Annotated in this window: 21 protein-coding genes; 11 read left to right on the top strand and 10 right to left on the bottom strand. The window is 72.1% G+C overall.

The features are described from left to right. The first annotated feature begins 8 nt into the window (after positions 1-8). The gene (locus E4U91_RS18125) at positions 9-614 is read left to right on the top strand and encodes a Uma2 family endonuclease (protein ID WP_137307827.1); all 606 of its coding nucleotides are present in this window, start codon (positions 9-11) and stop codon (positions 612-614) included. On the opposite strand, the gene E4U91_RS18120 is transcribed toward E4U91_RS18125, so the two are convergent. Next, positions 615-1,955 carry a pectate lyase family protein gene (locus tag E4U91_RS18120; RefSeq protein ID WP_137307826.1) on the bottom strand — a complete coding sequence of 447 codons (1,341 nt, stop codon included), beginning with the start codon at positions 1,953-1,955 and terminating at the stop codon, positions 615-617. A gap of 179 nt (positions 1,956-2,134) precedes the next feature. On the opposite strand from E4U91_RS18120, the gene E4U91_RS18115 reads away from it, so the two are divergent. Next, positions 2,135-3,556, top strand: a complete 1,422-nt coding sequence (locus tag E4U91_RS18115; protein ID WP_137307825.1) for an FG-GAP-like repeat-containing protein — start codon at positions 2,135-2,137, stop codon at positions 3,554-3,556. 71 nt (positions 3,557-3,627) lie between these two features. On the opposite strand, the gene aspS is transcribed toward E4U91_RS18115, so the two are convergent. Further along, positions 3,628-5,391, bottom strand: a complete 1,764-nt coding sequence (gene aspS / locus E4U91_RS18110) for an aspartate--tRNA ligase (RefSeq protein WP_137307824.1) — start codon at positions 5,389-5,391, stop codon at positions 3,628-3,630. 220 nt (positions 5,392-5,611) lie between these two features. On the opposite strand from aspS, the gene E4U91_RS18105 reads away from it, so the two are divergent. Continuing rightward, positions 5,612-7,768, top strand: a complete 2,157-nt coding sequence (locus E4U91_RS18105) for a SpoIIE family protein phosphatase (protein ID WP_137307823.1) — start codon at positions 5,612-5,614, stop codon at positions 7,766-7,768. On the opposite strand, the gene E4U91_RS18100 is transcribed toward E4U91_RS18105, so the two are convergent. The 3 genes from E4U91_RS18100 to E4U91_RS18090 all read right to left on the bottom strand — a co-directional run bounded on the left by E4U91_RS18100 (position 7,765) and on the right by E4U91_RS18090 (position 10,522). After that, complete coding sequence (locus E4U91_RS18100; protein WP_137307822.1) at positions 7,765-8,829, bottom strand: AI-2E family transporter; 1,065 nt, start codon at positions 8,827-8,829, stop codon at positions 7,765-7,767. The two genes, E4U91_RS18105 and E4U91_RS18100, sit on opposite strands and share 4 nt — an antisense overlap. A 119-nt stretch (positions 8,830-8,948) precedes the next feature. Then, complete coding sequence (locus tag E4U91_RS18095) at positions 8,949-9,926, bottom strand: pirin family protein (protein WP_137307821.1); 978 nt, start codon at positions 9,924-9,926, stop codon at positions 8,949-8,951. A gap of 113 nt (positions 9,927-10,039) precedes the next feature. Next, positions 10,040-10,522: an SseB family protein gene (locus E4U91_RS18090; protein ID WP_067242110.1), complete on the bottom strand. Its 483-nt coding sequence runs from the start codon at positions 10,520-10,522 to the stop codon at positions 10,040-10,042. Between the two features lie 157 nt (positions 10,523-10,679). On the opposite strand from E4U91_RS18090, the gene E4U91_RS18085 reads away from it, so the two are divergent. The 3 genes from E4U91_RS18085 (at position 10,680) to E4U91_RS18075 (ending at position 14,306) form a co-directional block, all read left to right on the top strand. Beyond that, positions 10,680-12,506, top strand: coding sequence for an acyl-CoA dehydrogenase (locus E4U91_RS18085; RefSeq protein WP_137307820.1), 1,827 nt, complete (start codon positions 10,680-10,682; stop codon positions 12,504-12,506). Positions 12,507-12,643: 137 nt separating this feature from the next. Next, entirely contained in the window at positions 12,644-13,948 is a 1,305-nt protein-coding gene (locus E4U91_RS18080) for a M18 family aminopeptidase (RefSeq protein ID WP_137307819.1), read from the top strand. Between the two features lie 100 nt (positions 13,949-14,048). Further along, complete coding sequence (locus E4U91_RS18075) at positions 14,049-14,306, top strand: DUF6458 family protein (RefSeq protein ID WP_137307818.1); 258 nt, start codon at positions 14,049-14,051, stop codon at positions 14,304-14,306. A gap of 33 nt (positions 14,307-14,339) precedes the next feature. Here E4U91_RS18075 and E4U91_RS18070 read toward each other — a convergent pair whose 3' ends face one another. Together E4U91_RS18070 and E4U91_RS18065 are read right to left on the bottom strand one after the other, a co-directional pair. After that, positions 14,340-16,181, bottom strand: coding sequence for an NHL domain-containing thioredoxin family protein (locus E4U91_RS18070; RefSeq protein ID WP_137307817.1), 1,842 nt, complete (start codon positions 16,179-16,181; stop codon positions 14,340-14,342). A 29-nt stretch (positions 16,182-16,210) separates the two neighbouring features. Next, the gene (locus E4U91_RS18065) at positions 16,211-16,627 is read right to left on the bottom strand and encodes a cupin domain-containing protein (protein ID WP_137307816.1); all 417 of its coding nucleotides are present in this window, start codon (positions 16,625-16,627) and stop codon (positions 16,211-16,213) included. A 52-nt stretch (positions 16,628-16,679) separates the two neighbouring features. Between E4U91_RS18065 and E4U91_RS18060 the strand changes: the two genes are divergently transcribed. Together E4U91_RS18060 and E4U91_RS18055 are read left to right on the top strand one after the other, a co-directional pair. Then, entirely contained in the window at positions 16,680-17,723 is a 1,044-nt protein-coding gene (locus E4U91_RS18060; RefSeq protein WP_137307815.1) for a GlxA family transcriptional regulator, read from the top strand. Beyond that, a complete protein-coding gene (locus E4U91_RS18055; RefSeq protein WP_137307814.1) occupies positions 17,720-18,214 on the top strand; it encodes an LURP-one-related/scramblase family protein in 495 nt (164 codons plus the stop codon). Before E4U91_RS18060 ends, E4U91_RS18055 begins: the two co-directional genes overlap by 4 nt. 27 nt (positions 18,215-18,241) lie before the next feature. Here the strand turns inward: E4U91_RS18055 and E4U91_RS18050 are convergent, their stop codons facing one another. Continuing rightward, the gene (locus E4U91_RS18050; protein ID WP_137307813.1) at positions 18,242-19,042 is read right to left on the bottom strand and encodes a carbon-nitrogen family hydrolase; all 801 of its coding nucleotides are present in this window, start codon (positions 19,040-19,042) and stop codon (positions 18,242-18,244) included. A 212-nt stretch (positions 19,043-19,254) separates the two neighbouring features. On the opposite strand from E4U91_RS18050, the gene E4U91_RS18045 reads away from it, so the two are divergent. Both E4U91_RS18045 and E4U91_RS18040 read left to right on the top strand, forming a co-directional pair. Next, complete coding sequence (locus E4U91_RS18045; RefSeq protein WP_137307812.1) at positions 19,255-20,076, top strand: maleylpyruvate isomerase family mycothiol-dependent enzyme; 822 nt, start codon at positions 19,255-19,257, stop codon at positions 20,074-20,076. Between the two features lie 35 nt (positions 20,077-20,111). Further along, entirely contained in the window at positions 20,112-20,981 is an 870-nt protein-coding gene (locus E4U91_RS18040; protein WP_137307811.1) for an SAM-dependent methyltransferase, read from the top strand. Between the two features lie 8 nt (positions 20,982-20,989). Here E4U91_RS18040 and E4U91_RS18035 read toward each other — a convergent pair whose 3' ends face one another. Next, positions 20,990-22,294 carry an MFS transporter gene (locus E4U91_RS18035; RefSeq protein WP_137307810.1) on the bottom strand — a complete coding sequence of 435 codons (1,305 nt, stop codon included), beginning with the start codon at positions 22,292-22,294 and terminating at the stop codon, positions 20,990-20,992. Further along, entirely contained in the window at positions 22,291-22,989 is a 699-nt protein-coding gene (locus tag E4U91_RS18030) for a GntR family transcriptional regulator (RefSeq protein ID WP_241678619.1), read from the bottom strand. The genes E4U91_RS18035 and E4U91_RS18030 overlap by 4 nt, the downstream gene beginning before the upstream one ends. A 221-nt stretch (positions 22,990-23,210) precedes the next feature. Between E4U91_RS18030 and E4U91_RS18025 the strand changes: the two genes are divergently transcribed. Continuing rightward, positions 23,211-24,113 (top strand): D-alanyl-D-alanine carboxypeptidase family protein, encoded by a 903-nt coding sequence (locus E4U91_RS18025; protein ID WP_174867817.1) that lies wholly within the window; start codon positions 23,211-23,213, stop codon positions 24,111-24,113. Positions 24,114-24,123 lie beyond the last annotated feature (10 nt).

Raw genomic sequence — 24,123 nt, 5'->3', positions numbered from 1 at the left:
CGAGCGCCATGACCATCGCCCCGGACAACGCGCAGCAGGGCGCCTCCCACCTCTACCGGGCCATGCGCGACTTCGTGGAATCCACGGACGGCACCCTTCCCGGCAAGTTCGAGATCACCAAAGAAGGAATCGTCCTAGACATGATGTCGCCGGTGCGGCCCCACGAACTCACCGCCCTGCGTCTCCGGAAACGCCTGGAGAAGGTGATGCCCGAGGAGATCGTGGCCCACACAGGCGAACCCGACGTCGAGATGGAGCCGGAAGGCATCATGCGCCGCCCCGACATCATGGTGATCGCCGAGGCGGACATGGAGGGGCAGGGGGCCTTCGATCCTCGGACGCTCATCGCCGCCATCGAGGTCGTGTCCCGCTCCAACCCGGACAACGACTGGGTCACCAAGGTGCGCGACTACCCCTTGATCGGCATCCCCGTCTACGCGGTCTTCGACCCCCGTACCGGCACCGGCGCCGTCCTCACCGACATCCACGACACCCCCGCCGGCCCCCGTTACGCCACTCGCAAGGACTTCGTGTACGGCGAGGACGTCACCATCGCCGACTGGACCATCTCCACCCAGGATCTGCCGCGCTACGAGGGAGACGGCGCCGCGTGACTACTTGAGGACGCCCGCGCCCGTCGTCGTCGCCAGCGTCGTCGGGAGGTTCGTCGCCGGTTCGAGGCCCGTCGTCAGGGTCGGGGTCCAGTTGACCGTGGTCTTCAGGTCCTTCGACGAGGCCGCGTTGTAGGCGGCGACCAGGTCGGTGACCGTGCCGTTGACGAGGTTGCCGGAGCCCTTGACCGCGCCCGTGCCGTCGCCGCTGAGCAGCTTGGCGACCTGCACGGACGAGGGGACCTTCCAGTAGTTGTTCTCCGCGACGACCTGGGCCTTGGCGCGGGAGTTGATGCTGTACTGCACCGCGTAGCCGTTGACGGCCGTGACGTCGTAGAAGTTGTCGTAGAGGTGGACCTGGCCGACCCGGGCCAGCGGGGCGCGCTGGACGATGCCCTTCCACACGTTGTGGTGGATCGTCACGCGCAGCTTGCCCGCGGGCTCGCTGTCGCTGCTGCCGATCAGCATCGTCTTGTCGTGGTTGGTGAACTGGTTGTGCGACACGGTCACCAGGTCGGAGCTCTTGGTGATGTCGAGCGCGCCGTCGTGGATCTGGTACTCGCGGCCGAAGTACTTCGGGTTGGCGCTGTCGAAGTGCGGCGCGTCGGTGAACGTGTTGTGGTCCGCCCACACGTGCGTGGCGCCCCGCAGGGTCACCGCGTCGTAGGCGGAGTTCCAGTTGCCGTCGTCGCCGTCGGTCGGGTCCCACTGCGGGAAGCAGTCCTCGGTCGCGGCGAACGTCAGGTTCCGGACGATGACGTCGTCGACGTTCTGGATCTGGAGCGACCCGCCGGTGATCCCGGCGCCGGTGCCGGGCACGCCCACGACGGTGGTGTGGGCGGGCACCTTGAAGACGATCTGCGCGGCCTGCTTCTTCTGCGCGGCGGCCCGCGCGTTCTCCTGCGTGCCGGAGGGCAGCTTGGAACGGCCGTAGGTGGCGGGGTCGTAGGCCTTCAGGTAGGCGCTCAGCGAGTAGCCGGTGCCGGCGGCGTAGTCGGCGCAGGTGAGCTTCCTGCCGCTCGCGTCGGTGTTGGCGTCGATGGTGCCCTTGACCTTGATGACGCGGGGCGTGGTGTCGGACACCGAGCCCAGCGCCTTCACCAGCTCGGCGCGGGTGGAGACGGTGAAGGTGTGGGCCGCGTCGGCCTTGGCCCCGCCGGAGGTGCCCGTACCGGAGGAGGCCCAGCCGTCCTTCGCGGCGAGCGTCTGGTGGTACAGGTCGACGGTCCCGGCGTTCGCGCTGAACACGACGACACCGGCACCCACGCCCGCGGCCACGACGGCGGCGGAGACGACGAGCGCACGGCGGCGGCGGAGGGACCGGCGGTGGGAGGGAGCTGCCACGGGGACTTCCTTAGAGCGGGAGGGAACGGTCGTACTCCTGTCAGTGGCCGCCGCCCGCCCAGGAGTTGCCGCCCGTCGTGATCTTTTTTCCGCCACGGCACCCGGTTCCTCGCGCGTTCCCTCTAGGCTCCGCGAGGGGGTGTGACGTGCGCGCCCCGAGGGGGAGGGGATCCACGGCCATGAACGACCGTCCGCGCAGGGGCGCCCCGCGCTCCGCCGCCGTCCTGCTGGCCGCGCTGCTCGGCGGCGCGCTGCTGCCCGCGGCCCCGGCGGCCGCCGTGCACGACGCGGCACCGGGCGACTTCAACGGCGACGGCTACCGCGACGCCGTGCTGTCGGCACCCGGCGCGAACGTCGCCGGCAAGGAGGGCGCGGGCGCCGTCGTCGTCCTGTACGGCGCGAAGGCGGGGCTGTCGCCGACCCGGCGGGCCGTGATCACCCAGAACTCCGCGGGCGTTCCCGACGCGGCGGAGGCGTCCGACGCGTTCGGCTCGTCCACGGCGACGGCCGACCTCGACCGGGACGGCTACGCGGACCTCGTCGTCGGCACGCCCTACGAGGACACAGCCCTGGGCACGGACGCCGGGTCGGTGACCGTGCTGTGGGGCGGCCCGAACGGGCTGGCCGGCGGCACCGACCTGCCGACGCCGGAGACGGACCCCGCGTTCTACGGACTGGACGTCACCGTGCGCACCGCCGGCACCGGCACCCGCGTCGGGGTGAGCGGCTGGCACGGCACCGTCCTGTTCGACGGCCCGTTCGCCCGCACCGGCCGCTACGGCTCGGTCCACCTCGACCAGAACACCGCCTCGCCGCTGGGCGTCGCCCTCGGCGACTTCGACGGCAACGGCACCACCGACCCGGCCGTCGTCACCGTGGGCCTGAGCGACCTCAGCGGCGGCCAGGTCTACACGACCACCGGGTACCGCAAGGCCCTGAACGGCAACGGGCTGGTCATCGCGAGCGGCGACGTCAACGGCGACGGGTACACCGACCTGGTCGCCGGCGACCCGTGGGACCCCGAGCAGGACGGCGTGGACGGTGCCGTGGGCGGCCGGGTGCTGGTCTGGCGCGGCTCGGCCGCCGGCATCACGCCCGACACGGTGCCCGAGCAGCTGACGCAGAACACGGCCGGTGTCCCGGAGACCAGCGAGAAGGGCGACGCGTTCGGCGCCGCGCTCACGGTGGCCGACCTGAACCGGGACGGACTGGCCGACATCGTGATCGGCGCCCCGTCGGAGACCCTGGGCGGCCAGGTGTACGCGGGCCAGGTGACCGTGGTCCCCGGCCGCCGCACCGGCGCCCTCGGCACCGGCTCGTACCTCTTCAGCCAGGACAGCGCGAACGTGCCGGACGCCTCCGAGACGGACGACCAGTTCGGCACCACGGTCGCCGTCGGGGACGTGGACCGGGACGGCCGGCCCGAGCTGTTCGTCGGCGGCTTCGGTGAGAACGACTACACGGGTGCGGCCTGGGTCTTCCCCGGCGCCACCTCCGGCCCCACGACCACCCGCAGCCGCGTGTTCACGGCAGCCGCGCTCGGCCTGACCCAGCAGGACTCGACCATGCTGGGCGGCACCGGCCTCTCCTTCTGGGCCTGACGGCACCGGGACAGGCCGAAGGGGCGGGAAACGGATCGTTTCCCGCCCCTTCGGCGGAGTCAGGCGCAGTCCTACTTCGGCTGCGGCTTGCGCACCGTCAGGTGGAGCTCCCGCAGGCGGGACTCCTCCAGCTCGGTCGGGGCGCCCATCATCAGGTCCTGCGCGTTGCCGTTGAGCGGGAACGCGATCGTCTCGCGGATGTTGGGCTCGTCCGCGAGGAGCATGACGATGCGGTCCACGCCCGGGGCGATGCCGCCGTGCGGCGGGGCGCCGAAGCGGAACGCGCGCAGCATGCCCGCGAACTCGCGCTCGGTGGTCTCACGGTCGTAGCCCGCGATCTCGAACGCCTTGAGCATGATGTCCGGCTCGTGGTTCCGGATCGCGCCGGAGGACAGCTCGACGCCGTTGCAGACGATGTCGTACTGCCAGGCCAGGATGTCCAGCGGGTCCTGGGTCTCCAGGGCCTCCATGCCGCCCTGGGGCATCGAGAACGGGTTGTGCGAGAAGTCGATCTTGCCGGTCTCCTCGTCCTTCTCGAACATCGGGAAGTCGACGATCCAGCAGAACCGGAAGACGTTCTCCTCGAAGTGGCCGGCCCGCTTGGCGGCCTCGACGCGCACCGCGCCCATGATCTTGGAGACCTCGTCGAACTCGCCCGCGCCGAAGAACACGGCGTGGCCGGCCTCCAGGCCGAGGCGCTCGGTGAGGACCTTGACGTTCTCCTCGGTGAGGAACTTCGCGATCGGGCCGGACAGCTTGCCGTCCTCGGCGACGCGGACCCAGGCCAGGCCCTTGGCGCCCTGCGAGACGGCGAAGTCACCGAGCTGGTCGAAGAACTTGCGGGGCTGGTCCTGGACGGCCGGCACGGGCAGCGCGCGCACGTGCTTCCCGGCGAACGCCTTGAACTCGCTGTTCTCGAACACGTCGGTGAGGTCGACCAGCTCCAGCTGGGCCCGCAGGTCCGGCTTGTCGGAGCCGTACTTGAGCATCGACTCGCGGAACGGGATGCGCGGGAACGGCGAGGTGACGTGCCGGCCGCCGCCGAACTCCTCGAACAGCTCGGTCATGAGCTTCTCGATCGGCTGGAAGACGTCCTCCTGCTCGACGAAGCTCATCTCGACGTCGAGCTGGTAGAACTCGCCCGGCGAGCGGTCGGCGCGGGCGTCCTCGTCGCGGAAGCAGGGCGCGATCTGGAAGTAGCGGTCGAAGCCGGAGATCATCAGCAGCTGCTTGAACTGCTGCGGCGCCTGCGGCAGCGCGTAGAACCGGCCCGGGTGGATGCGGGAGGGCACCACGAAGTCGCGCGCGCCCTCGGGGGAGGTCGCGGTCAGGATCGGGGTGGCCAGCTCGTTGAAGCCGAGCCCGCTCATCTTCTGCCGGATGGCCGAGATGACCTGGGTGCGCAGCATGATGTTGCGGTGCATGCGCTCACGGCGCAGGTCCAGGAAGCGGTACTCCAGGCGCCGCTCCTCGTTGACCCCGTCCTCGGTGTTGATCGTGAACGGCAGCGGGGCGGCCGCGCCCAGCAGCTCGACCTCGCCGACCTCGACCTCGACCTCGCCGGTGGGCAGGTCGGCGTTGATGTTCTCGGCGCCGCGGGAGACGACCTTGCCGTCGACGCGGACGGTCGACTCCTTGGACAGCTTGTCCAGGGCCTCGTAGGCGGGCGTGCCGGGACGGGCCACGAGCTGCGTGATGCCGTAGTGGTCGCGCAGATCGATGAAGAGGATGCCGCCCAGGTCGCGCCGATTGTGCAGCCAGCCACTCAGCCGGACGTCGGTGCCGACGTCAGAAGCGCGGAGCTCGCCGCAGGTGTGGGACCTGTACCGATGCATCGTCGTTCATCCAGTCTTCGCGGATCGGGGTGGAGGTTTCGGCCGGTACCGCCCGGTCGCAGCCGGTTTCGGCCGGTGTTTCACGTGAAACACCCCCCAGCGTACCGGGCGGCCCACCCCCGGCTCTCCTCCGTTACGGCCCGGCGATCACGGCCCGGTAGTGGCGGGTCTCACATCCGTTCGGTGGCACGTCCCGGGACGCTCTTCTTAAAGTGGGGCAATGCGCACTGGTGAGCCCCTGCCCGCCGTGGGTGAGGTTCTCGCCGCCCTCGCGACCGGAGTCTGGCACTGGGACACGTCCACCGGCCTGGTCACGGTCGATGCCGAGGCGGCCCGGCTGCTCGGCCTGCCCGCCGAGGGGACGGTCCTCACCGAGGCCCAGACCCGCGCCCGCCTCCATCCGGTGGACTGGAACGAGATCACCGGCGTCGTGCAGCTCGCCGTCGCCGAGGGCACCCTGGCCGAGGTCCGCATCCGGATCATGGACGAGCACGGCCGGATCATCCGGGTCGTGCGCAGCCGCTCGAAGCCGTCCTTCGACCCCGTGAAGAAGGCGTACGAGCTGATCGGCACGCTCCAGGAGGTCACCGAGCCGGCCCCCGGCACCTCCGCCGGACGTACCGCCGTCACCGGCGACTGGCGGCGCTCGCGGGAGGCGTTCCTGCTGGACGCGGGCCGCGCGCTGGCCGAGGCCCGCTCCACGGAGGAGGTGCTGCGGGTCGCGGCCGGGCTGTCCATGCCGGGGTTCTCCCCGGACGGCCTCGCCGTCTTCGGGGTGGAGGGCGACCGGCTGACGATCATCGGCCACCACGGCCAGCGGCCCGGCGACGAGATGCCGTTCCTGCACATGCCGCTGGAGACCGACTACCCGGCGGCCGAGGTGGTCCGCACCGGCCGCGCGGTCTACCTGTCCAACGTCGAGCAGTACAAGCAGCGCTATCCGCTCACCTGGCCGCTGGCCCAGCAGTTCGGCCGCCACTCCTGGGCCTTCCTGCCGCTGACCGTCGCCGGCCGCACGATGGGCGCCTGGATGGCGGGATTCGCCTACCCGGTGGCGTTCACACCCGACGAGCGCTCGGTGCTGAACACGGTGGCCCGGATGCTGGCACAGGCGCTGTCCCGCGCGGGCGCCGCCGAGACCCAGCGCGAGCTGACCGACGGCCTCCAGCGCACCATGCTGCCCCGCCTGGGCCCCGAGATACCCGGCATGACCCTCGCCGCCCGCTACATACCCACCGGCGGCGGCCTCCAGGTCGGCGGCGACTGGTACGACATGATCCCGCTGCCCGGCGGCTCCCCGTCCGGCGGAGGACGGTTCGCCCTGGTCATCGGCGACGTCCAGGGCCACGACGTGCGGGCCGCCGGGCTGATGGGCCAGCTGCGGATAGCGCTGCGCGCGTACGCCGCCGAGGGCCACCGCCCCGACGCGGTCCTCTCCCGCGCCTCCCGCTTCTTCGCCGCGATCGCCCCCAGCGACGACGACCCCTCCGACCTGCGCTTCGCCACCTGCCTCTACATCGAGGTCGACCCCGCCACCGGAGTCCTGGAGGCCGCCCGCGCGGGCCACCTCGACCCGGCGATCCGGCTGGCCGACGGCACGGTCATCCTGCGCGCCACGGCGGGCGGACCGCCGCTGGGCGTGGACCCGGACTCCGACTACCCCACCACGCGGCTGCTGCTGGAGCCGGGCGAGGCGATGATGCTGTGCACCGACGGCCTCCTGGAGACCGGCGGGCACGACCTCGACACCGGCTGGCAGCGGGTCCGCCGCATCCTGGAGGGACACGACGCCGGCCTGGAGGAACTGGCCGACGCCCTGGTCCAAGCGGTGCATGGCCCCTCCTCCCACCACACCACGGGCCGGCTGACCGATCGCCGCGAGGACGACATCGCGCTGCTCCTGCTGTGCCGGCACGGCGCCGGCTGCCTCGGCCCGGCCGCCCCCGCACGGCCCCGGATGCGCCGCACGATGCTGACGGTGGCGCAGGCCGAGCCCGAGCGGATCGCCGTCGCCCGGCAGCAGCTGCGCGAGCTGCTGCACGACTGGGCCTCGGCCGACCAGGTCGACTCCGCGGTCCTGCTGGTCTCCGAGATGCTGACCAACGTCCTCGTCCACACCGACGCCGACGCGCTGCTGGTCGCCGAGGTGGCGGGTGGGCCGGCCGGGCGGCGGATGCGGGTCGAGGTCAGCGACACCGGCGACGACCTGCCGCACAAGCGCCGCCCCGGCGAGATGGCGTCCTCGGGCCGCGGCCTGCTCCTCATCGAACTCCTCGCCGACACCTGGGGGGTGGCCCCCCGCGGCGAGGGCAAGAGCATCTGGTTCGAGCTGTGCGAGGACGGGCCGGGACAGGACCCGGCGGCCGGGACCGCCTAGCCGGTCTTCCCGGCGGAGGGCTGTTCCGGTCCCCCGGCGCCGTAGCGCTCCCGGAGTTCGTTGACCACGCCGAAGGCCGCCGCCGTGAGCGGGACGGCGAGGAGCATGCCGACGATGCCGGCGACGGACGCGCCGGCCGTGATGGCGAGCAGGACGACCGCCGGGTGCATCTGCACGGTCCGGCTCTGGATGGCCGGCTGCAGGACGTGCCCCTCGAGGACCTGCACGGCCAGCACGACGCCGAGCGCCCACAGCCCGGTGACGAAGCCCCGGTCGGCGAGCGCGACCAGCACGGCGACCGTGCCGGAGATGAAGGCGCCGAGGTAGGGGATGTAGGCGCCGACGAAGACCAGCGCGGCCAGCCCGGCGGCGCCGGGCACGTCGAGGACCAGCAGGCCGATGCCGATGCACAGGGCGTCGATCAGCGCGATGAGCGTCGTACCGCGCATGAAGCCCTCGACGGCGCGGAACGCCCGCCGGGCCATCGCCTCCAGCAGGTCGGCGGTGCCGCTCGGGGCCAGCGAGCGCAGGGCGGCGACCGCGCGGTCGGAGTCGCGCAGGAAGAAGAAGACCAGCAGCAGCGCCAGCACGGCCATCGCGAGGGTCTCGCCGACCACGCTCACCCCGCTGACGACGCCCGACGCGGCCGTCCCGCCGAACTTGCCCAGCAGCTCGCGCCCGTGGGACGTCAGGTCGTCCAGGGAGGTGTCCGCCGTACCGAAGTGCCGCGGGAGCGAGCGCGCCGCGTCCCGCAGCGAGGCGACGATCTGGTCCCCGGTGTCGACGAGCGCGGCGACCACGATGTACAGGGCGCCGCCCACCACGGCGACGACGGCGGCACAGGTCAGCCCGGCCGACAGCGACCGCGGCACCCGTACCCGCATCAGCCGCCGGTGCAGCGGCCGCAGCAGCGCGGTGCCCAGCAGCGCCAGCAGCACGGGCGTGACGGCCGTACGGAACTCCACGCACAGCCGGATCCCGACCCACCCGACACCGCAGACCAGCAGCACCACGACGCACCACGCGGCGAGCCGGCGGACGGGCGGGGGAAGGAGCAGCACACCCCCACCGCACCACGCGGGGGCCCGGCTGTCCCGCCGGACGTGCCACGAGGGTGACGCGACGTCAGATCGGACGCCGCGTCACCCTCGGGGGGACGAACCGGGGACGACCGGGAGGCTCAGGCCTCCGGGCCGCTCTCCGTCATGCCGTGGACGGCCGGGACGGTGCCCAGGCGGCCCTTCTGGAAGTCCTCGAAGGCCTGCATCAGCTCGTCCTTGGTGTTCATCACGAACGGGCCGTAGTGGACCATCGGCTCGCGGATCGGCCGGCCGCCGAGCAGGACGACCTCCAGGTCCGGCGTGTGGGAGTCCTGCTTGTCGTCCGCGCGGACGGTCAGCGAGCCGCCGGCGCCGAAGACGGCGGTCTGGCCGAGGTGGATCGGCCGGCGCTCGGCGCCCACCGAGCCGCGGCCCGCGAGGACGTAGGCGAGGCCGTTGAAGTCCTCGCGCCACGGCAGGGTGATCTCCGCACCCGGCGCGAGGGTCGCGTGGATCATCGTGATCGGCGTGTGCGTGACGCCGGGACCCTGGTGGCCGTCCAGCTCACCGGCGATGACGCGCAGCAGCGCGCCGCCGTCGGGGGAGGTGAGCAGCTGGACCTGGCCGCCGCGGATGTCCTGGTAGCGCGGCGCCATCATCTTGTCCTGGGCGGGGAGGTTCACCCACAGCTGCAGGCCGTGGAAGAGGCCGCCCGACATCACCAGCGACTCCGGCGGGGCCTCGATGTGCAGCAGGCCCGAGCCGGCGGTCATCCACTGGGTGTCGCCGTTGGTGATGGTGCCGCCACCGCCCTGGGAGTCCTGGTGGTCGAAGATCCCGTCGATGATGTAGGTGACGGTCTCGAAGCCGCGGTGCGGGTGCCAGGGGGTGCCCTTGGGCTCGCCCGGCGCGTACTCCACCTCACCCATCTGGTCCATCATGATGAACGGGTCGAGGTGGCGGTAGTGGATCCCCGCGAACGCCCGGCGCACCGGGAAGCCCTCGCCCTCGAAGCCGCTCGGCGCGGTCGTGACGCCGAGCACCGGACGCGCCACGGCATCGGCCGGTGCGGTCACACGGGGCAGCGTCAACGGGTTCTCGACGGTCACTGCAGGCATGTCGGTACCTCCTTGGTACGCCCACTTTAGTTGAGCGTTGAACTTTCTGCCACCCCAGAACAGCGGAAGCCCGGAGGGCATTCCCTCCGGGCTCCCCAGGCACCTGCACGGCGCTAGCCGTACATCCGGCGCATCGCGAAGTCGACCATCTGCTCGACGGCCTTGGCGTCGAAGACCATGCGGTGCTCGCCCTCCATGTCCAGGACGAAGCCGTAGCCGGTCGGCAGGAGGTCGATCACCTCGGCACCGGTGATGACGAAGTACTTGGACTCCTTGCCCGCGTAGCGGCGCAGCTCCTTCAGGGAGCTGAACATCGGGATCACCGGCTGCTGGGTGTTGTGCAGCGCCAGGAAGCCGGGGGTGTCACCGCGCGGGCAGTACACCTTCGACGTGGCGAAGATCTGCTGGAAGTCCTCGGCGGCCATCTGCCCGGTCGTGAACGCGCGCACGGCGTCCGCGAGCGAGGGCGGGGACGGCTCGGGATACAGGGGCGGCTGCTGTCCGTACCCCCCGACACCACCGGGCATGGGCTGCTGCGGCGGGGCGTACTGCTGCTGGGCGCCGCCGCCGTCCATGGGCTGGCCGTATCCGTACATGGGCGCAAGCGTAGCGGTGTGACCTGTCACAGAAACGGGGATGGGGTTGCGACTTATTACCGACGGGTAGCATCATCGGAGCTACTTGTTGGTACGTAAACGTGCGCGAGGATTCCAGTGCCTCGCCGATCTCTCCACTGAGCCGGGAGCCTTCGCCATGGGGCACTACAAGTCGAATCTCCGCGACATCGAGTTCAACCTCTTCGAAGTACTCGGCCGCGACAAGGTCTACGGCACCGGTCCGTTCGAGGAGATGGACGTCGAGACCGCCAAGAGCGTCCTGGAGGAGCTGACCCGCCTCTCCGAGAACGAGCTGGCCGAGTCCTTCGCCGACGCCGACCGCAACCCGCCCGTCTTCGACCCGGAGACCAACACCGCGCCGGTCCCCGCGTCCTTCAAGAAGAGCTACCAGGCCTTCATGGACTCGGAGTACTGGCGCCTCGGCCTGCCCGAGGAGATCGGCGGCACCACCTCGCCCCGCTCCCTGATCTGGGCCTACGCCGAGCTGATCCTGGGCGCCAACCCGGCCGTGTGGATGTACTCCTCCGGCCCCGCGTTCGCCGGCATCCTCTTCGAGGAGGGCAACGAGGTCCAGAAGCACATCGCCTCGATCGCCGTCGAGAAGCAGTGGGGCTCCACGATGGTCCTCACCGAGCCGGACGCCGGCTCGGACGTGGGCGCCGGCCGCACCAAGGCCGTGCAGCAGGAGGACGGCTCCTGGCACATCGAGGGCGTGAAGCGCTTCATCACCTCCGGTGAGCACGACATGTCGGAGAACATCCTCCACTACGTGCTCGCCCGCCCCGAGGGCGCCGGCCCCGGCACCAAGGGCCTGTCCCTCTTCCTCGTCCCGAAGTACCTCTTCGACTTCGAGACCGGCGAGCTGGGCGAGCGCAACGGCGTCTACGCCACCAACGTCGAGCACAAGATGGGCCTGAAGGCCTCCAACACGTGCGAGATGACCTTCGGCGACAAGCACCCCGCCAAGGGCTGGCTGATCGGCGACAAGCACGACGGCATCCGCCAGATGTTCCGCATCATCGAGTTCGCCCGCATGATGGTCGGCACGAAGGCGATCTCCACGCTCTCCACCGGCTACCTCAACGCGCTGGAGTACGCCAAGGAGCGCGTCCAGGGCCCGGACCTGGCCAACTTCATGGACAAGACCGCGCCCAAGGTCACCGTCACCCACCACCCGGACGTGCGCCGCTCGCTGATGACGCAGAAGGCGTACGCGGAGGGCATGCGCGCCCTGGTGATGTACACCGCCTCGATCCAGGACGCCATCCAGCTCAAGGAGGCCGCCGGCGAGGACGCCTCCACCGAGCACGCCCTGAACGACCTGCTCCTGCCCGTCGTCAAGGGCTACGGCTCCGAGAAGGCCTACGAGCAGCTCGCCCAGTCGCTCCAGACCTTCGGCGGCTCCGGCTTCCTCCAGGAGTACCCTATCGAGCAGTACATCCGGGACGCCAAGATCGACACCCTCTACGAGGGCACCACCGCGATCCAGGGCCAGGACTTCTTCTTCCGGAAGATCGTCCGCAACCAGGGCGCCGCGCTCAACTCCCTCGCCGAGGACATCAAGTCGTTCCTGGCGCTGGGCACCGGCGGCGAGGAGCTGGCCGAGTCCCGCGAGCACCTGGCCAAGGCGGCCGTCGAGCTGGAGGCCATCGTCGGCCTGATGCTGACCGACCTCGCGGCCACCGAGCAGGACGTCAAGAACATCTACAAGGTGGGCCTGAACACCACCCGCCTGCTGCTGGCCTCCGGCGACGTCATCGTCGGCTACCTGCTGCTCAAGGGCGCCGCGATCGCCGCCGAGAAGCTGCAGACGGCCTCCGCGAAGGACCAGGCGTTCTACACCGGCAAGATCGCCGCGGCGAAGTTCTTCGCGGCCTCGGTCCTGCCCGGCGTCACCCTGGCCCGCAAGGTGGCCTCCGGCGTCGACCTGGACATCATGGAGCTCGACGAGGCGGCGTTCTAGGTCGCGGACACGGTCCAGGTCCCACCGGACCTCTGAGGACGCAAGGGACACACCTTTCGCCACCTCCACACCGTCCTCACGAGGGCCCGCTCCCGGCAAGGGGGAGCGGGCCCTCGTCCGTCGTTAAGGTGAATGCCATGAGCCAACCCTCCCGCTTCGACCGCGGCCACACCGACGACCTGATGTCCTTCCTCGCGGCCGGCCCGTCGCCGTACCACGCCGTGGCCACCGCCGCGGAGCGGCTGGAGAAGGCCGGGTTCCGGCACCTGGCCGAGACCGACGCCTGGGACGGCACGAGCGGCGGGAAGTACGTGCTGCGCGGCGGCGCGATCGTGGCCTGGTACGTCCCCGAGGGCGCCGACCCGCACACCCCCTTCCGGATCGTCGGCGCGCACACCGACTCCCCCAACCTGCGCGTCAAGCCGCTCCCCGACACCGGCGCGCACGGCTGGCGCCAGGTGGCCGTGGAGATCTACGGCGGCCCGCTGCTGAACTCCTGGCTGGACCGGGACCTCGGACTGGCGGGCCGGCTCACCCTCCGCGACGGGTCCAGCCGCCTGGTGAACGTCGACCGGCCCCTGCTGCGCGTCCCGCAGCTCGCGATCCACCTCGACCGCACGGTCGCCTCCGAGGGCCTCAAGCTGGACAAGCAGCGCCACCTCCAGCCCGTGTGGGGCCTCGGCCACGACGTGCGCGACGGCGACCTGATCGCCTTCCTGGAAGAGGAGAACGGCCTCGAACGGGGCTCCGTCACCGGCTGGGACCTGATGACGCACCCCGTCGAACGCCCCGCCTACCTCGGCCGCGACGGGGAGTTCGTCGCGGGCCCGCGCATGGACAACCTGCTCTCCGTGCACGCCGGTACGGCGGCGCTGGCCGCGGTGGCCGGCGGCCCGGGCGCGGCGGACCTGCCGTACATCCCGGTCCTCGCGGCCTTCGACCACGAGGAGAACGGCTCCCAGTCGGACACCGGCGCCGACGGGCCGCTGCTGGGCGGCGTGCTGGAGCGCTCGGTGTTCGCGCGCGGCGGCTCCTACGAGGACCGGGCCCGCGCCTTCGCGGGCACCGTCTGCCTGTCCTCGGACACCGGCCACGCCGTGCACCCCAACTACGCCGAGCGGCACGACCCGACGCACCACCCGCGGGTCAACGGCGGACCGATCCTGAAGGTCAACGTCAACAACCGCTACGCCACCGACGGTTCGGGCCGGGCCGTGTTCGCCGCGGCCTGCGAGAAGGCGGACGTGCCCTTCCAGTCGTTCGTCTCCAACAACTCCATGCCCTGCGGCACGACCATCGGCCCGATCACCGCGGCCCGCCACGGCATCCGCACCGTCGACATCGGCGTGGCGATCCTCTCCATGCACAGCGCCCGCGAGTTGTGCGGCGACCGCGACCCGTACCTGCTGGCCAACGCCCTGGCGGCGTTCCTGGAGGGCTAGCCGCCCGGCCCGGAACCCCCCTGCGCCGCATGGGGGTTGACAACGGGGGTACCCGACTGTCCGGACCGGAAGGACCGGACCGGACAGGGAGGCGACACTCATGGGCCTCGGCGGGTGCATCATCCTCATCGCCGTGGGAGCCATTCTCACGTTCGCGACCGACTGGCACATGCAGGGGGTCAACCTCGACCTGGTCGGCGTCATCCTGATGATCGTCGGCCTGATCGGGGTGACGACCTTCAGCAGCATCGCGCGCCGCAGGCGCGTCATGGTGCCCCCCACCACGACGACCGTCGTCGAGGAGGAGCGCCACCACCACCACGGCCCCGGCGGCTACAACGACGGCTACGGCGTCTGACCCACGGTCAGCACGACAGCGCAGGCCGGTTCTTCAGGCCGTTCCGTCCATCCCCGCCAGGACCAGCGGCAGCCGGTCCGCCCCGCCCTCGGTGAGGCGGACCGGAACCCCCCAGTCCTGCTGGTGCACATGGCAGGCCGGGTAGGGGTTGTCCGGGTCGTCGTCACAGCTCGCGGCCGTCGCCGAGACGTGCAGGACGCCCTCCGGCACCGCCGGGTTCAGCTCCAGCCCGCGCACCAGGCCGCTGTCCGCGCCCTCGCCCTCCAGCAGCAGCTCCGGCGGCGTGGCGGACACCAGCAGCCGGGTCGAGGGGCCGTACCGGGTGTCCAGCTTCTGGCCCGCCGGCGCCTGGAAGACCACCTCCAGTGCGAGCGGACCCGGCGCGACCTCCGTCGCCTCCCGCTGCGTGCGGTGGGCGACGCCCTCCACCCGCACCGCCTCCTCCGGCAGGCGCAGCCGCGTCAGCCGGTGCCGGGCCGACTCGACCACCACGAGGTCGTCGCCCACCAGCACCGCGTCACTGGGCTCGCGCAGGTCCGTGGCGAGCGTGCTCACCCCACCCGTGGCCGGGTCGTAGCGCCGCAGCGCGTGGTTGTACGTGTCGCTCACCGCGACCGAGCCGTCCGGCAGCACGGTGACCCCCAGCGGATGCTGGAACAGGGCCTGCCCCGCCGGGCCGTCACGGTGGCCGAAGTCGAACAGGCCGGTGCCCACCGCGGTGTGGACGAGGCCGGCCCGGTCCACCCAGCGCAGCGCCGACGTCTCCGAGTCGGCGACCCACAGCCGCTCCCCGTCGGCCGACACGGCCAGCCCCGAGGGCTGCGCGAACCACGCCTCGGCGACCGGGCCGTCCACCAGCCCCTCGTTGGTCGTCCCCGCCGCCACCCGCACCGTCTCGTCGGCCGGGTCGTACGCCCACAGCTGGTGCACGCCGGCCATGGCGATCCACACCCGCCCGTCGAAGACCGCCACGTCCCACGGGGAGGACAGGTCGGTCCCCCGGGCCGGCCCGGACGTCGGGGAGCCCCGCCACCACTGCCGGCCGGTCCCCGCCAGGGTCGTCACCGCAACGGAGCCGAGGTCGAGGCGGCGCAGGGCGTGGTTGACGGTGTCGGCGACCACCACGCCGGCGTCGTCGAGCAGGGCCAGTCCCTGCGGCTCGTTGAACGACGCCTCCCCGGGCCCGCCGTCGGCGAACCCGCGCTCCCCGGACCCGATGCGCCGCAACACCGTCTCGCCGTCCTCCGCGAGCTCCACCAGCTGGTGCCGGGTGGTGTCGCTGACCAGGAACGTCCCGCCCGGCAGCACGAGCGCCCTGCCCGGGAAGCGCAGCGCGGTCGGCTCCGGCTCCGGCGCCACGTACGGGCCGTCGCCCCGGCGCAGGGTGCCCTTGGCCCCGTGCTCGGCCTCCAGCTCCGTGACCAGCCGCTCGATGGCGTGCACATGGCCCTCACCGGCGTGCTGGGCGACCACGTACCCCTCGGGGTCGATCACCACCAGCGTGGGCCACGCCCGTACCGCGTACTGCTTCCAGGTGGCGAGCTCCGGGTCGTCCAGCACGGGGTGCGCGACGCCGTACCGCTCGACGGCGTCCACGACGGCCCCGTGCTCCGCCTCGTGCACGAACTTCGGCGAGTGCACCCCGACGACGACCAGCGTGTCCCGGTGCCGCTCCTCCAGCCCGCGCAGCTCGTCGAGGACGTGCAGGCAGTTGATGCAGCAGAACGTCCAGAAATCCAGGACGACCACGCGTCCACGCAGGTCGGCGAGGGTGTACGGGCGACCGCCGGTGTTCAGCCAGCCACCCTTGCCGACCAGCTCGGGGGCGCGCACCCGGACACGGCGAGGAGCACGGCGCGGAGGTGAGTCGCTCATGTGTCCAGGGTGCCAGGCGGGGGGCGGGGTCAGGGCAGTGCGTGGCCCGTCGTCGCGTCCACGTGGGACGGGACCTCGTCGTGGCGGTCGCCGACCGAGAAGGTGCCGGAGGGCTCGAACACCAGGATGTCGGTGGGGACGGGGGCGTACGGCTTGTGCTCGGTGCCGCGCGGCACGGTGAGCAGGGAGCCGCGGGTGAGGACCACCGTGCGCTCCCCGGCCGGCTCGCGCAGGGCGATGTGCAGTTCGCCGTCGAGGACCAGGAAGAACTCGTCGGTGTGGTCGTGGACGTGCCAGACGTGCTCGCCCTCCACGTGGGCGACGCGCACGTCGTAGTCGTTGACGGTGGTGACGATGCGGGGGCTCCACCGCTGGGTGAAGGAGGCAAGGACGGCGTCGAGGGAAAGGGGCTCGGGGGTTCGCTCAGGGATCCGTTCGGTCGTCATGCCCGTCATCCTCGGGGGTGACGGCGGGGCGGGCGAGTGCTAGGAATCGCACATGCCGCAAGGATCCTCGCAGCCCGCGCCGCGCTCGCCGGCCTCCGCTCCGGACCGCAGGTCCCCCGCGCCGCACCGGGTCGCCGTGATCGTCGACGAGGGGACCAACCCCTTCGAAGTCGGCGTCGCCACCGAGCTGTTCGGGCTGCCCCGGCCGGAACTCGGGCTGCCGGTCCCGCTGTACGAGGTGACGCTGTGCACGCCCACGCGCGAGGTGCGCATGAACCACGGCTTCTTCACGCTGACCGGCGCCGCCCCGCTGGACGCCGTGGACGACGCCGACACCCTGGTCGTGCCCGGACGCCCCGACAACGTCGTACCGCGCCGCCCGGACGTCCTCGACGCCATCCGGCGCACCCACGCGCGCGGGGCGCGTGTCCTGGGCCTGTGCACCGGGAGCTTCGCGCTCGCCGAGGCGGGGCTGCTCGACGGGCGGCGGGCCACGACCCACTGGATGTGGGCCGACACCTTCCGGCGACTGCACCCCCGGGTGCGGCTGGAGCCCGACGTGCTCTACGTCGACGAGGGCGAGATCCTCACCGCCGCGGGCAGCGCCGCCGCACTCGACCTCGGGCTGTACGTCGTGCGGCGCGACCACGGCGCGGAGGTGGCGGGCGCGGTGTCCCGGCGCCTGGTGTTCGCGGCGCACCGCGACGGCGGGCAGCGGCAGTTCGTGGAACGGCCCCTGCCCGACGTACGGGACGAGTCGCTCGGGCCGCTGCTGGCGTGGGCGCAGGAGCGGCTGGCGGAGCCCCTGACGGTGGCCGACCTCGCCACGCGCGCGGCGGTGTCCCCGGCGACGCTGCACCGCCGCTTCCGCACCCAGCTGGGCACGACCCCGCTGGCGTGGCTCACCGGGGAGCGCGTGGCGCTCGCGTGCCGGCTCATCGAGCGCGGTGAGCGACGGCTGGACGTCGTCGCCGCCCGGTGCGGCCTGGGCACCGCCGCCAACCTGCGCACCCGGCTGCGGCGCGAGACCGGGCTCAGCCCGTCGGCCTACCGGCGGCGTTTCGGGGCCGGTGCCGGGGAAGCGGTCATGTCATGAGATTCCTCGTACGCGACCGGCTCCTCGGCATCGGTGACGACTACTGGATCGAGGACGACCGGGGCAACAAGGTGTTCCTCGTCGACGGCAAGGCCATGCGGGTGCGGGACACCTTCGAGCTGAAGGACACCCAGGGGCGCGTGCTCGTCGACATCCACCAGAAGATGTTCGCGCTGCGCGACACCATGGTGATCGAGCGGGAGGGGGAGCCGCTGGCCACCGTGCGCCGCAAACGGCTGTCCCTGCTGCGCAACCACTACCGCGTCACGCTGGTCGACGGCACGGTCCTCGACGTCAGCGGCAAGATCATGGACCGGGAGTTCGCCGTCGAGTACGACGGTGAGCTGCTGGCCGTCGTCTCCCGGCGCTGGCTGCACGTGCGCGAGACCTACGGCGTCGACGTGGTCCGCGACGACGCCGACCCGGCGCTGCTGATCGCGGTGACGGTGTGCGTGATCCACCTGGCGGAGAAGGAACGCGAGGACGACTGAGGGGCCGGACCGGGGCGGGCCGGGCTTTCAGAAGCCCGTCGGCGGCTCCAGGCCCAGGACCCTGTCCTTCAGGGCGGGGAACTGGTCCCTGGTGGCCGCGACCCGCGCCGGGTCGAACTCCACGGTGAGGACCTGCTCGCCGGGCCCCGCCTCCGCCAGGACCTCCCCCCACGGGTCCACCACGATCGAGTGACCCGCCTGGGGAACTCCGGCGTGCGTCCCGGCCGTTCCGCACGCGAGCACGAACGCCTGGTTCTCCACCGCTCGCGCCCGGGCCAGCAGCGTCCAGTGCGCCCGGCGGCGCTCCGGCCAGCCCGCCGCGACGACCAGGGTCTCGGCGCCGTGCGCGACGAGACCGCGGAAGAGTTCGGGGAAGCGGAGGTCGTAGCAGGTCGCCACGCCGAGCGTGGTACCCGGCAGACGGACCGTCACCAGCTCGCGCCCGGCGCCCATCAGCACCGCCTCGCCCCGGTCGAAGCCGAAGCGGTGGATCTTGCGGTAGGCGGCGGCCAGGTCGCCGGAGGGGGAGAAGACCAGCGAGGTGTTGTAGAGCGGGCCCTCGGGGTCGCGTTCCGGGATCGAGCCCGCGTGCAGCCACACGCCCGCGTCGCTCGCCGCCTTGGCCATCAGCTCGTACGTCGGCCCCTCCAGCGGCTCGGCCTCCGCGGCGAACGCCTCGTAGGCGAACGCCCCGGTCGTCCACAGCTCCGGCAGCACGACCAGGTCGGCCACGCCCGCCTGCGCACGGACCAGCGAGGCCGTCCGCCGCCGCCGGGCCTCGGCCGATTCGCCCTCGTCCACGGCGATCTGGATCAAAGAGGCGCGCACACTACCACCGTCCTGGCATTCGAGTCGTCCACACGGGCCTACGATCGTCACACGAAAGCACTGCCGGGGTGCCTCACAGCAGCGTAACTTGGGGGCACTCCGGCTGGAGCGCAGCCGACAGCCGGGGAGGCTCAAGACACCCGCCGAGCAGCCACTTCCCGCTGGCAACGCCGTCAACCTGCCGTGTACCGACCGCCGAGGGGTCCCGTTCCGTGAGTCTGCATCCCACCCTCCAGCCCTACGCCGACGCCTGGACCCACTCCATCGAAGCGATATCCGAGCTGGTGCAGCACCTGGCGGAGGCCGACTGGAACCGGCGCACCCCCTGCCCCGGCTGGTCGGTGCGCGACATCGTGTCGCACGTGATCGGGCTCGACAGCGAGATGTACGGCGACCCCCGCCCCATCCACTCCCTGCCGCGGGACCTCTTCCACGTCACCAACGAGCACCAGCGCTACATGGAGATGCAGGTCGACGTCCGCCGGCACCACACCTCGCCGGAGATGACGTCCGAGCTGGAGCTCATGGTCATCCGCCGCAACCGCCAGCTGCGCAACGAGTCGCGCGACCCCGGGACCAAGGTGCGCGGCCCGCTCGGCGCCGAGCTCACCCTCGAAGAGTCCATGCGCTCCCACGCGTTCAACGTCTGGGTGCACGAGCAGGACCTGCGCGCCTCCCTCGGCCTGCCCGGCAACCTCGACTCCCCCGGCGCGTACGTCGCCCGTGACGTGCTCCTCGACGAGCTGCCCCGGGTCGCCGAGCGCGCCGACGCGCCCCGCAGCTCCGCGATCGTCTTCGACGTGCACGGCCCGGTCGAGTTCCTGCGCACCGTCCGGGTCGACATCCAGGGCCGCGGCACGGTGGAGACGGTGCCGGCCCTCGGCCCCGCCGCCTCCTTCTCCCTGGACTGGGAGACCTTCGTGCGGCTGGCCTGCGGGCGGGTCGGCCCGGACGCCGTCGCCGACCGCGTCAAGGCCGAGGGGGACACGGCCCTGACGACGGCGATCCTGCGCAACTTCGCGGTCACGCCGTAGGCATCGACCACAACCAGGAACCAGCGCGCTCTGTCATGACCGACACCCCCGCTCCCGACACCCCCGTCGAGAACGCCGCCGCCGACGCCCCGCCCCGGCTCGGGCGGCTCGTCTTCCACGGGCCGCTGTCCGAGCGGCGGGCCGGTGACCTCGTGCGGCGGCTCGCCGCGGGTGCGCCCCGGACCGTGCTCGACCTGGGCTGCGGCTGGGGGGAGTTGCTGCTGCGGGTGCTGGAGGCCGTACCGGGGGCGCGGGGCGTCGGCGTGGACCTGAACGCCGAGGACCTGCGGCGCGGCCGGCGGGCGGCCGGGGAGCGCGGGCTCGCGGACCGGGTGGCGTTCGTCGAGGAGTCCGCCGTGGGCACCCGGCGCGGCCCCGCCGACCTGGTGCTGTGCGTCGGGTCCAGCCAGGCGCTCGGTGCGCAGGAGCCGCCCGGGCACCTGGCCGAGGCGGTGGGCGAGCTGCGGCGGCTGGTCGCCGACGGGGGGCGGGTGCTGCTCGGCGAGGGGTTCTGGGAGCGCCCGCCGACCGCGCGCGAGCTGGCCGGGATGTGGCCGGGCGCCTCGGCCGACGACCATCCCGACCTGTCCCGGCTGCTCGACCTGGCCGTGGAGGCCGGCTTCCGCCCCGAGTGGGTGGAGACGGCGGACCGCGACGAGTGGGAGGCGTTCGAGTCGGGCTACCAGGCGGACGCGGAGGTCTGGCTGGCCACGCACCCCGGCCACCCGCTGGCCGCCGCGACGCGCGAGCGTCTGGACCGCCACCGGCACCAGTGGATGCACTACCGGGGCGTCCTGGGGCTCGCGTACCTCACGCTCGTGCCGGTGACGCGCACCCCGCCGCGCCCTGACGGGGCGCACGGGGCTACCGGGTCTGATGGGGCTGACGGCGCCGGCGGGGGCTGACGGGGGCCTCACGCCGGGACGTGCACCGTCTCCACCCGGCTCGCCACCAGCCGCTCCCGCTCGCGGCGGGCCGCCCGGCGGCGCAGGCGCAGGATCTGGGTGACGCCGAGGGCCTGGAGGACGAAGACGGCGGAGAAGGCGACGGTGTAGTCGTCGCCGGTGGCGTCCAGCAGCACGCCGATCGCGAACAGCGTCGTCATGGAGGCGACGAAACCGCCCATGTTGGTGATGCCGGACGCGGTGCCCTGACGCTCGGGCGGGTTGGCCGGGCGGGCGAAGTCGAAGCCGATCATCGACGCCGGGCCGCAGGCGCCCAGCACCGCGCACAGGACCACCAGCAGCCACATCGGGGCGTGGTCGGCCGGGTAGAGCAGCGTGGCCGCCCACAGCACCGCGGTCGCCGCGACCGTGCCGAGCGCGAGCGGGAGCCGAGCCTCGTGGTGCCGGGCGATGATCTGGCCGTAGACCAGTCCGACGAGCATGTTGGACAGCACGACCAGGGTGAGCAGGCCGCCCGCCGTGGCCCGGGACAGCCCCTGCGCCTCGACCAGGAACGGCAGGCCCCACAGCAGCAGGAACACCATCGCCGGGAACTGGGTGGTGAAGTGCACCCACAGACCCAGCCGGGTCCCCGGCTCCCGCCAGGAGGCGGCGATCTGCCGGCGCACGTAGGCCGAGCCCTGGTGCGGGAACGGCTCGGGGGCGTGGCCCTCGGGGTGGTCCTTGAGGAACAGCAGCAGCAGGACGAACACCACCACACCGGCGAGCGCGCTGCCCGCGAAGGCCGGCGTCCAGCCGACGCCGTGCAGCAGGCGGGCCAGGACGAGGGTGGAGACCAGGTTGCCCGCCATGCCGGCGAGCCCGGCCAGCTGGGCGATCAGCGGCCCGCGCCGGGCGGGGAACCAGCGCGTGCCGAGCCGCAGCACGCTGATGAACGTCATGGCGTCGCCGCAGCCCAGCAGCGCCCGCGAGGCGAGCGCCGTGCCGTACGACGGGGAGAACGCGAAGCCGAGCTGCCCGGCCGTGAACAGCACGACGCCGATGGCCAGCACCCGCTTGGTGCCGAGCCGGTCCACCAGGAGGCCGACGGGTATCTGCATGCCCGCGTAGACCAGCAGCTGGAGGATGGAGAACGTCGACAGGGCCGAGGCGTTCACGTGGAAGCGGTCGGCGGCGTCGAGGCCGGCCACCCCGAGCGACGTACGGAAGATCACGGCGACGAAGTAGACGGAGACGCCGATCACCCAGACGGTGATCGCGCGCCGGCCGCCGGGCGGGTCACCCGGGAGGGTGGAGTTGCGCGGGGTGCTCACCGGACCTCACCCCGGGCCAGGTGCGAGAACCAGCCCACGTGCCGGTGCACGACCCCGACCGCCGCCTCGGCGTCCCCGGCGCGCAGCGCCTCCAGGATCTCCTGGTGCTCGGCGAGCGTCTTGGCGACGCGGTCGGGGTGGGAGTGCATGATCGCCACGCCCATCCGCAGCTGGCGGTCGCGCAGCTGGTCGTAGAGACGGGAGAGGATCTCGTTGCCCCCGCTGCGCACGATCTCGGCGTGGAAGCAGCGGTCGGTGACGGCGGCCCCCGCCAGGTCGCCGGCGGCGGCCTGCTCGCGCTGGCGGGCCAGCAGCTCCTCCAGACGCTCGACGAGCCCGGCCGGGGCGGGGACGGCCTTGCGCGCCGCGTGCTCCTCGACGAGCAGCCGGGTCTCCACGACGTCCGCGATCTCCTGGGCGGAGACCGGCAGGACCAGGGCGCCCTTCTTGGGGTAGAGCCGGATCAGGCCCTCGACCTCCAGGCGCAGCAGGGCCTCCCGGACGGGGGTGCGGGAGACGCCGGTGGCCTCGGCGAGTTCGCCCTCGGTGAGCAGCGTGCCGCCCTCGTACCGGCGGTCCAGGACGCCCTGCTTGACGTGGCTGTAGACGCGGTCGGCGGCGGGGGGCCGCTTGCCCCGGGGAACGCTCGGGCGCGGGGCCGGGGTGCGGGTGGGCACGGGTGGGGCGGAAGGCATGCGAACAGGATAGATACAACACGTACCCATGCGGTACGGCCGTCCACCATGCGGACCCGGGCGCCCTACGGCGTCCCCCGGACCGGTGACGGCGGGAATTCCCCGCAGCGGACGCACAACCATCTGTGCTACTTACGTGTCTCGTACGTGCGGCCCCACCTTCTTTCCCCTTTCAACTCGGCCGCACATCAGGGGCATTCGACGTAATCGGGGTATTTCAGTTGATAACCGCAACCCAGGGCATCCGAGTCCGCCGAGCCGCAGCCGTCGCCATCACGACCGGCGCGATGTTCGCGACCGTTGCCCTCACCGCGGCGCCTGCGCAGGCCGTCAGCACGCCCACCATCGCCGCCAAGACCGGCTTCGTGATGAACAACGCGAACGGTGGGCAGCTGTACGCGAAGGGCGCCAACACCAGGCTCTCCACCGGCTCCACCACCAAGATCATGACTGCCAAGGTCGTGCTCTCGCAGGCGAACCTGAACCTGGACACCAAGGTCACCATCCAGAAGGCCTACAGCGACTACATCGTGGCCAACAACGCCTCGTCGGCCCGCCTCATCGTGGGTGACAAGGTGACCGTGCGTCAGCTGCTGTACGGGCTGATGCTGCCGTCCGGCTGCGACGCCGCCTACGCCCTCGCCGACAAGTTCGGCAGCGGCACGACGCGGGCCGCGCGGGTGAAGAACTTCATCGGCAAGATGAACACCACCGCCAGGTCGCTGGGCATGACCAACACCCACTTCGACTCCTTCGACGGCATCGGCAACGGGTCCAACTACTCCACCGCCAAGGACCTGACCAAGCTGGCCAGCAACGCGCTGAAGAGCGCGAACTTCCGCGCGATCGTCAAGACCAAGGCGTACACGGCCAAGACGATCACCCGGACCGGGTCCACCCGCACCATGGGCACCTGGACCAACACCAACACGCTGCTGAGCAGCTACAGCGGCACCATCGGCGTGAAGACGGGCTCCGGTCCCGAGGCGAAGTACTGCCTGGTCTTCGCCGCGACCCGCGGCGGCAAGACCGTCGTCGGCACGGTCCTCGCCTCCACGTCGACCACCCAGCGCGCCACCGACGCCACGCGCCTGCTCAACTACGGCTTCGCCCGGCTGGGCTGACGTCGCACAC

The organism is Streptomyces lasalocidi (assembly GCF_005280215.1).
GTDB lineage: Bacteria > Actinomycetota > Actinomycetes > Streptomycetales > Streptomycetaceae > Streptomyces > Streptomyces longwoodensis.
This window is presented reverse-complemented; position numbering and strand designations above follow the sequence as displayed.

Excerpts from the sequence above, each read along its gene's own strand:
- E4U91_RS18125 (WP_137307827.1), top strand. The coding sequence starts at position 9 with ATGACCATCGCCCCGGACAACGCGCAGCAGGGCGCCTCCCACCTCTAC.
- E4U91_RS18115 (WP_137307825.1), top strand. The coding sequence starts at position 2,135 with ATGAACGACCGTCCGCGCAGGGGCGCCCCGCGCTCCGCCGCCGTCCTG.
- aspS (WP_137307824.1), bottom strand. The coding sequence starts at position 5,391 with ATGCATCGGTACAGGTCCCACACCTGCGGCGAGCTCCGCGCTTCTGAC.
- E4U91_RS18105 (WP_137307823.1), top strand. The coding sequence starts at position 5,612 with ATGCGCACTGGTGAGCCCCTGCCCGCCGTGGGTGAGGTTCTCGCCGCC.
- E4U91_RS18095 (WP_137307821.1), bottom strand. The coding sequence starts at position 9,926 with ATGCCTGCAGTGACCGTCGAGAACCCGTTGACGCTGCCCCGTGTGACC.
- E4U91_RS18090 (WP_067242110.1), bottom strand. The coding sequence starts at position 10,522 with ATGTACGGATACGGCCAGCCCATGGACGGCGGCGGCGCCCAGCAGCAG.
- E4U91_RS18085 (WP_137307820.1), top strand. The coding sequence starts at position 10,680 with ATGGGGCACTACAAGTCGAATCTCCGCGACATCGAGTTCAACCTCTTC.
- E4U91_RS18080 (WP_137307819.1), top strand. The coding sequence starts at position 12,644 with ATGAGCCAACCCTCCCGCTTCGACCGCGGCCACACCGACGACCTGATG.
- E4U91_RS18075 (WP_137307818.1), top strand. The coding sequence starts at position 14,049 with ATGGGCCTCGGCGGGTGCATCATCCTCATCGCCGTGGGAGCCATTCTC.
- E4U91_RS18070 (WP_137307817.1), bottom strand. The coding sequence starts at position 16,181 with ATGAGCGACTCACCTCCGCGCCGTGCTCCTCGCCGTGTCCGGGTGCGC.
- E4U91_RS18065 (WP_137307816.1), bottom strand. The coding sequence starts at position 16,627 with ATGACGACCGAACGGATCCCTGAGCGAACCCCCGAGCCCCTTTCCCTC.
- E4U91_RS18060 (WP_137307815.1), top strand. The coding sequence starts at position 16,680 with ATGCCGCAAGGATCCTCGCAGCCCGCGCCGCGCTCGCCGGCCTCCGCT.
- E4U91_RS18055 (WP_137307814.1), top strand. The coding sequence starts at position 17,720 with ATGAGATTCCTCGTACGCGACCGGCTCCTCGGCATCGGTGACGACTAC.
- E4U91_RS18040 (WP_137307811.1), top strand. The coding sequence starts at position 20,112 with ATGACCGACACCCCCGCTCCCGACACCCCCGTCGAGAACGCCGCCGCC.
- E4U91_RS18030 (WP_241678619.1), bottom strand. The coding sequence starts at position 22,989 with ATGCCTTCCGCCCCACCCGTGCCCACCCGCACCCCGGCCCCGCGCCCG.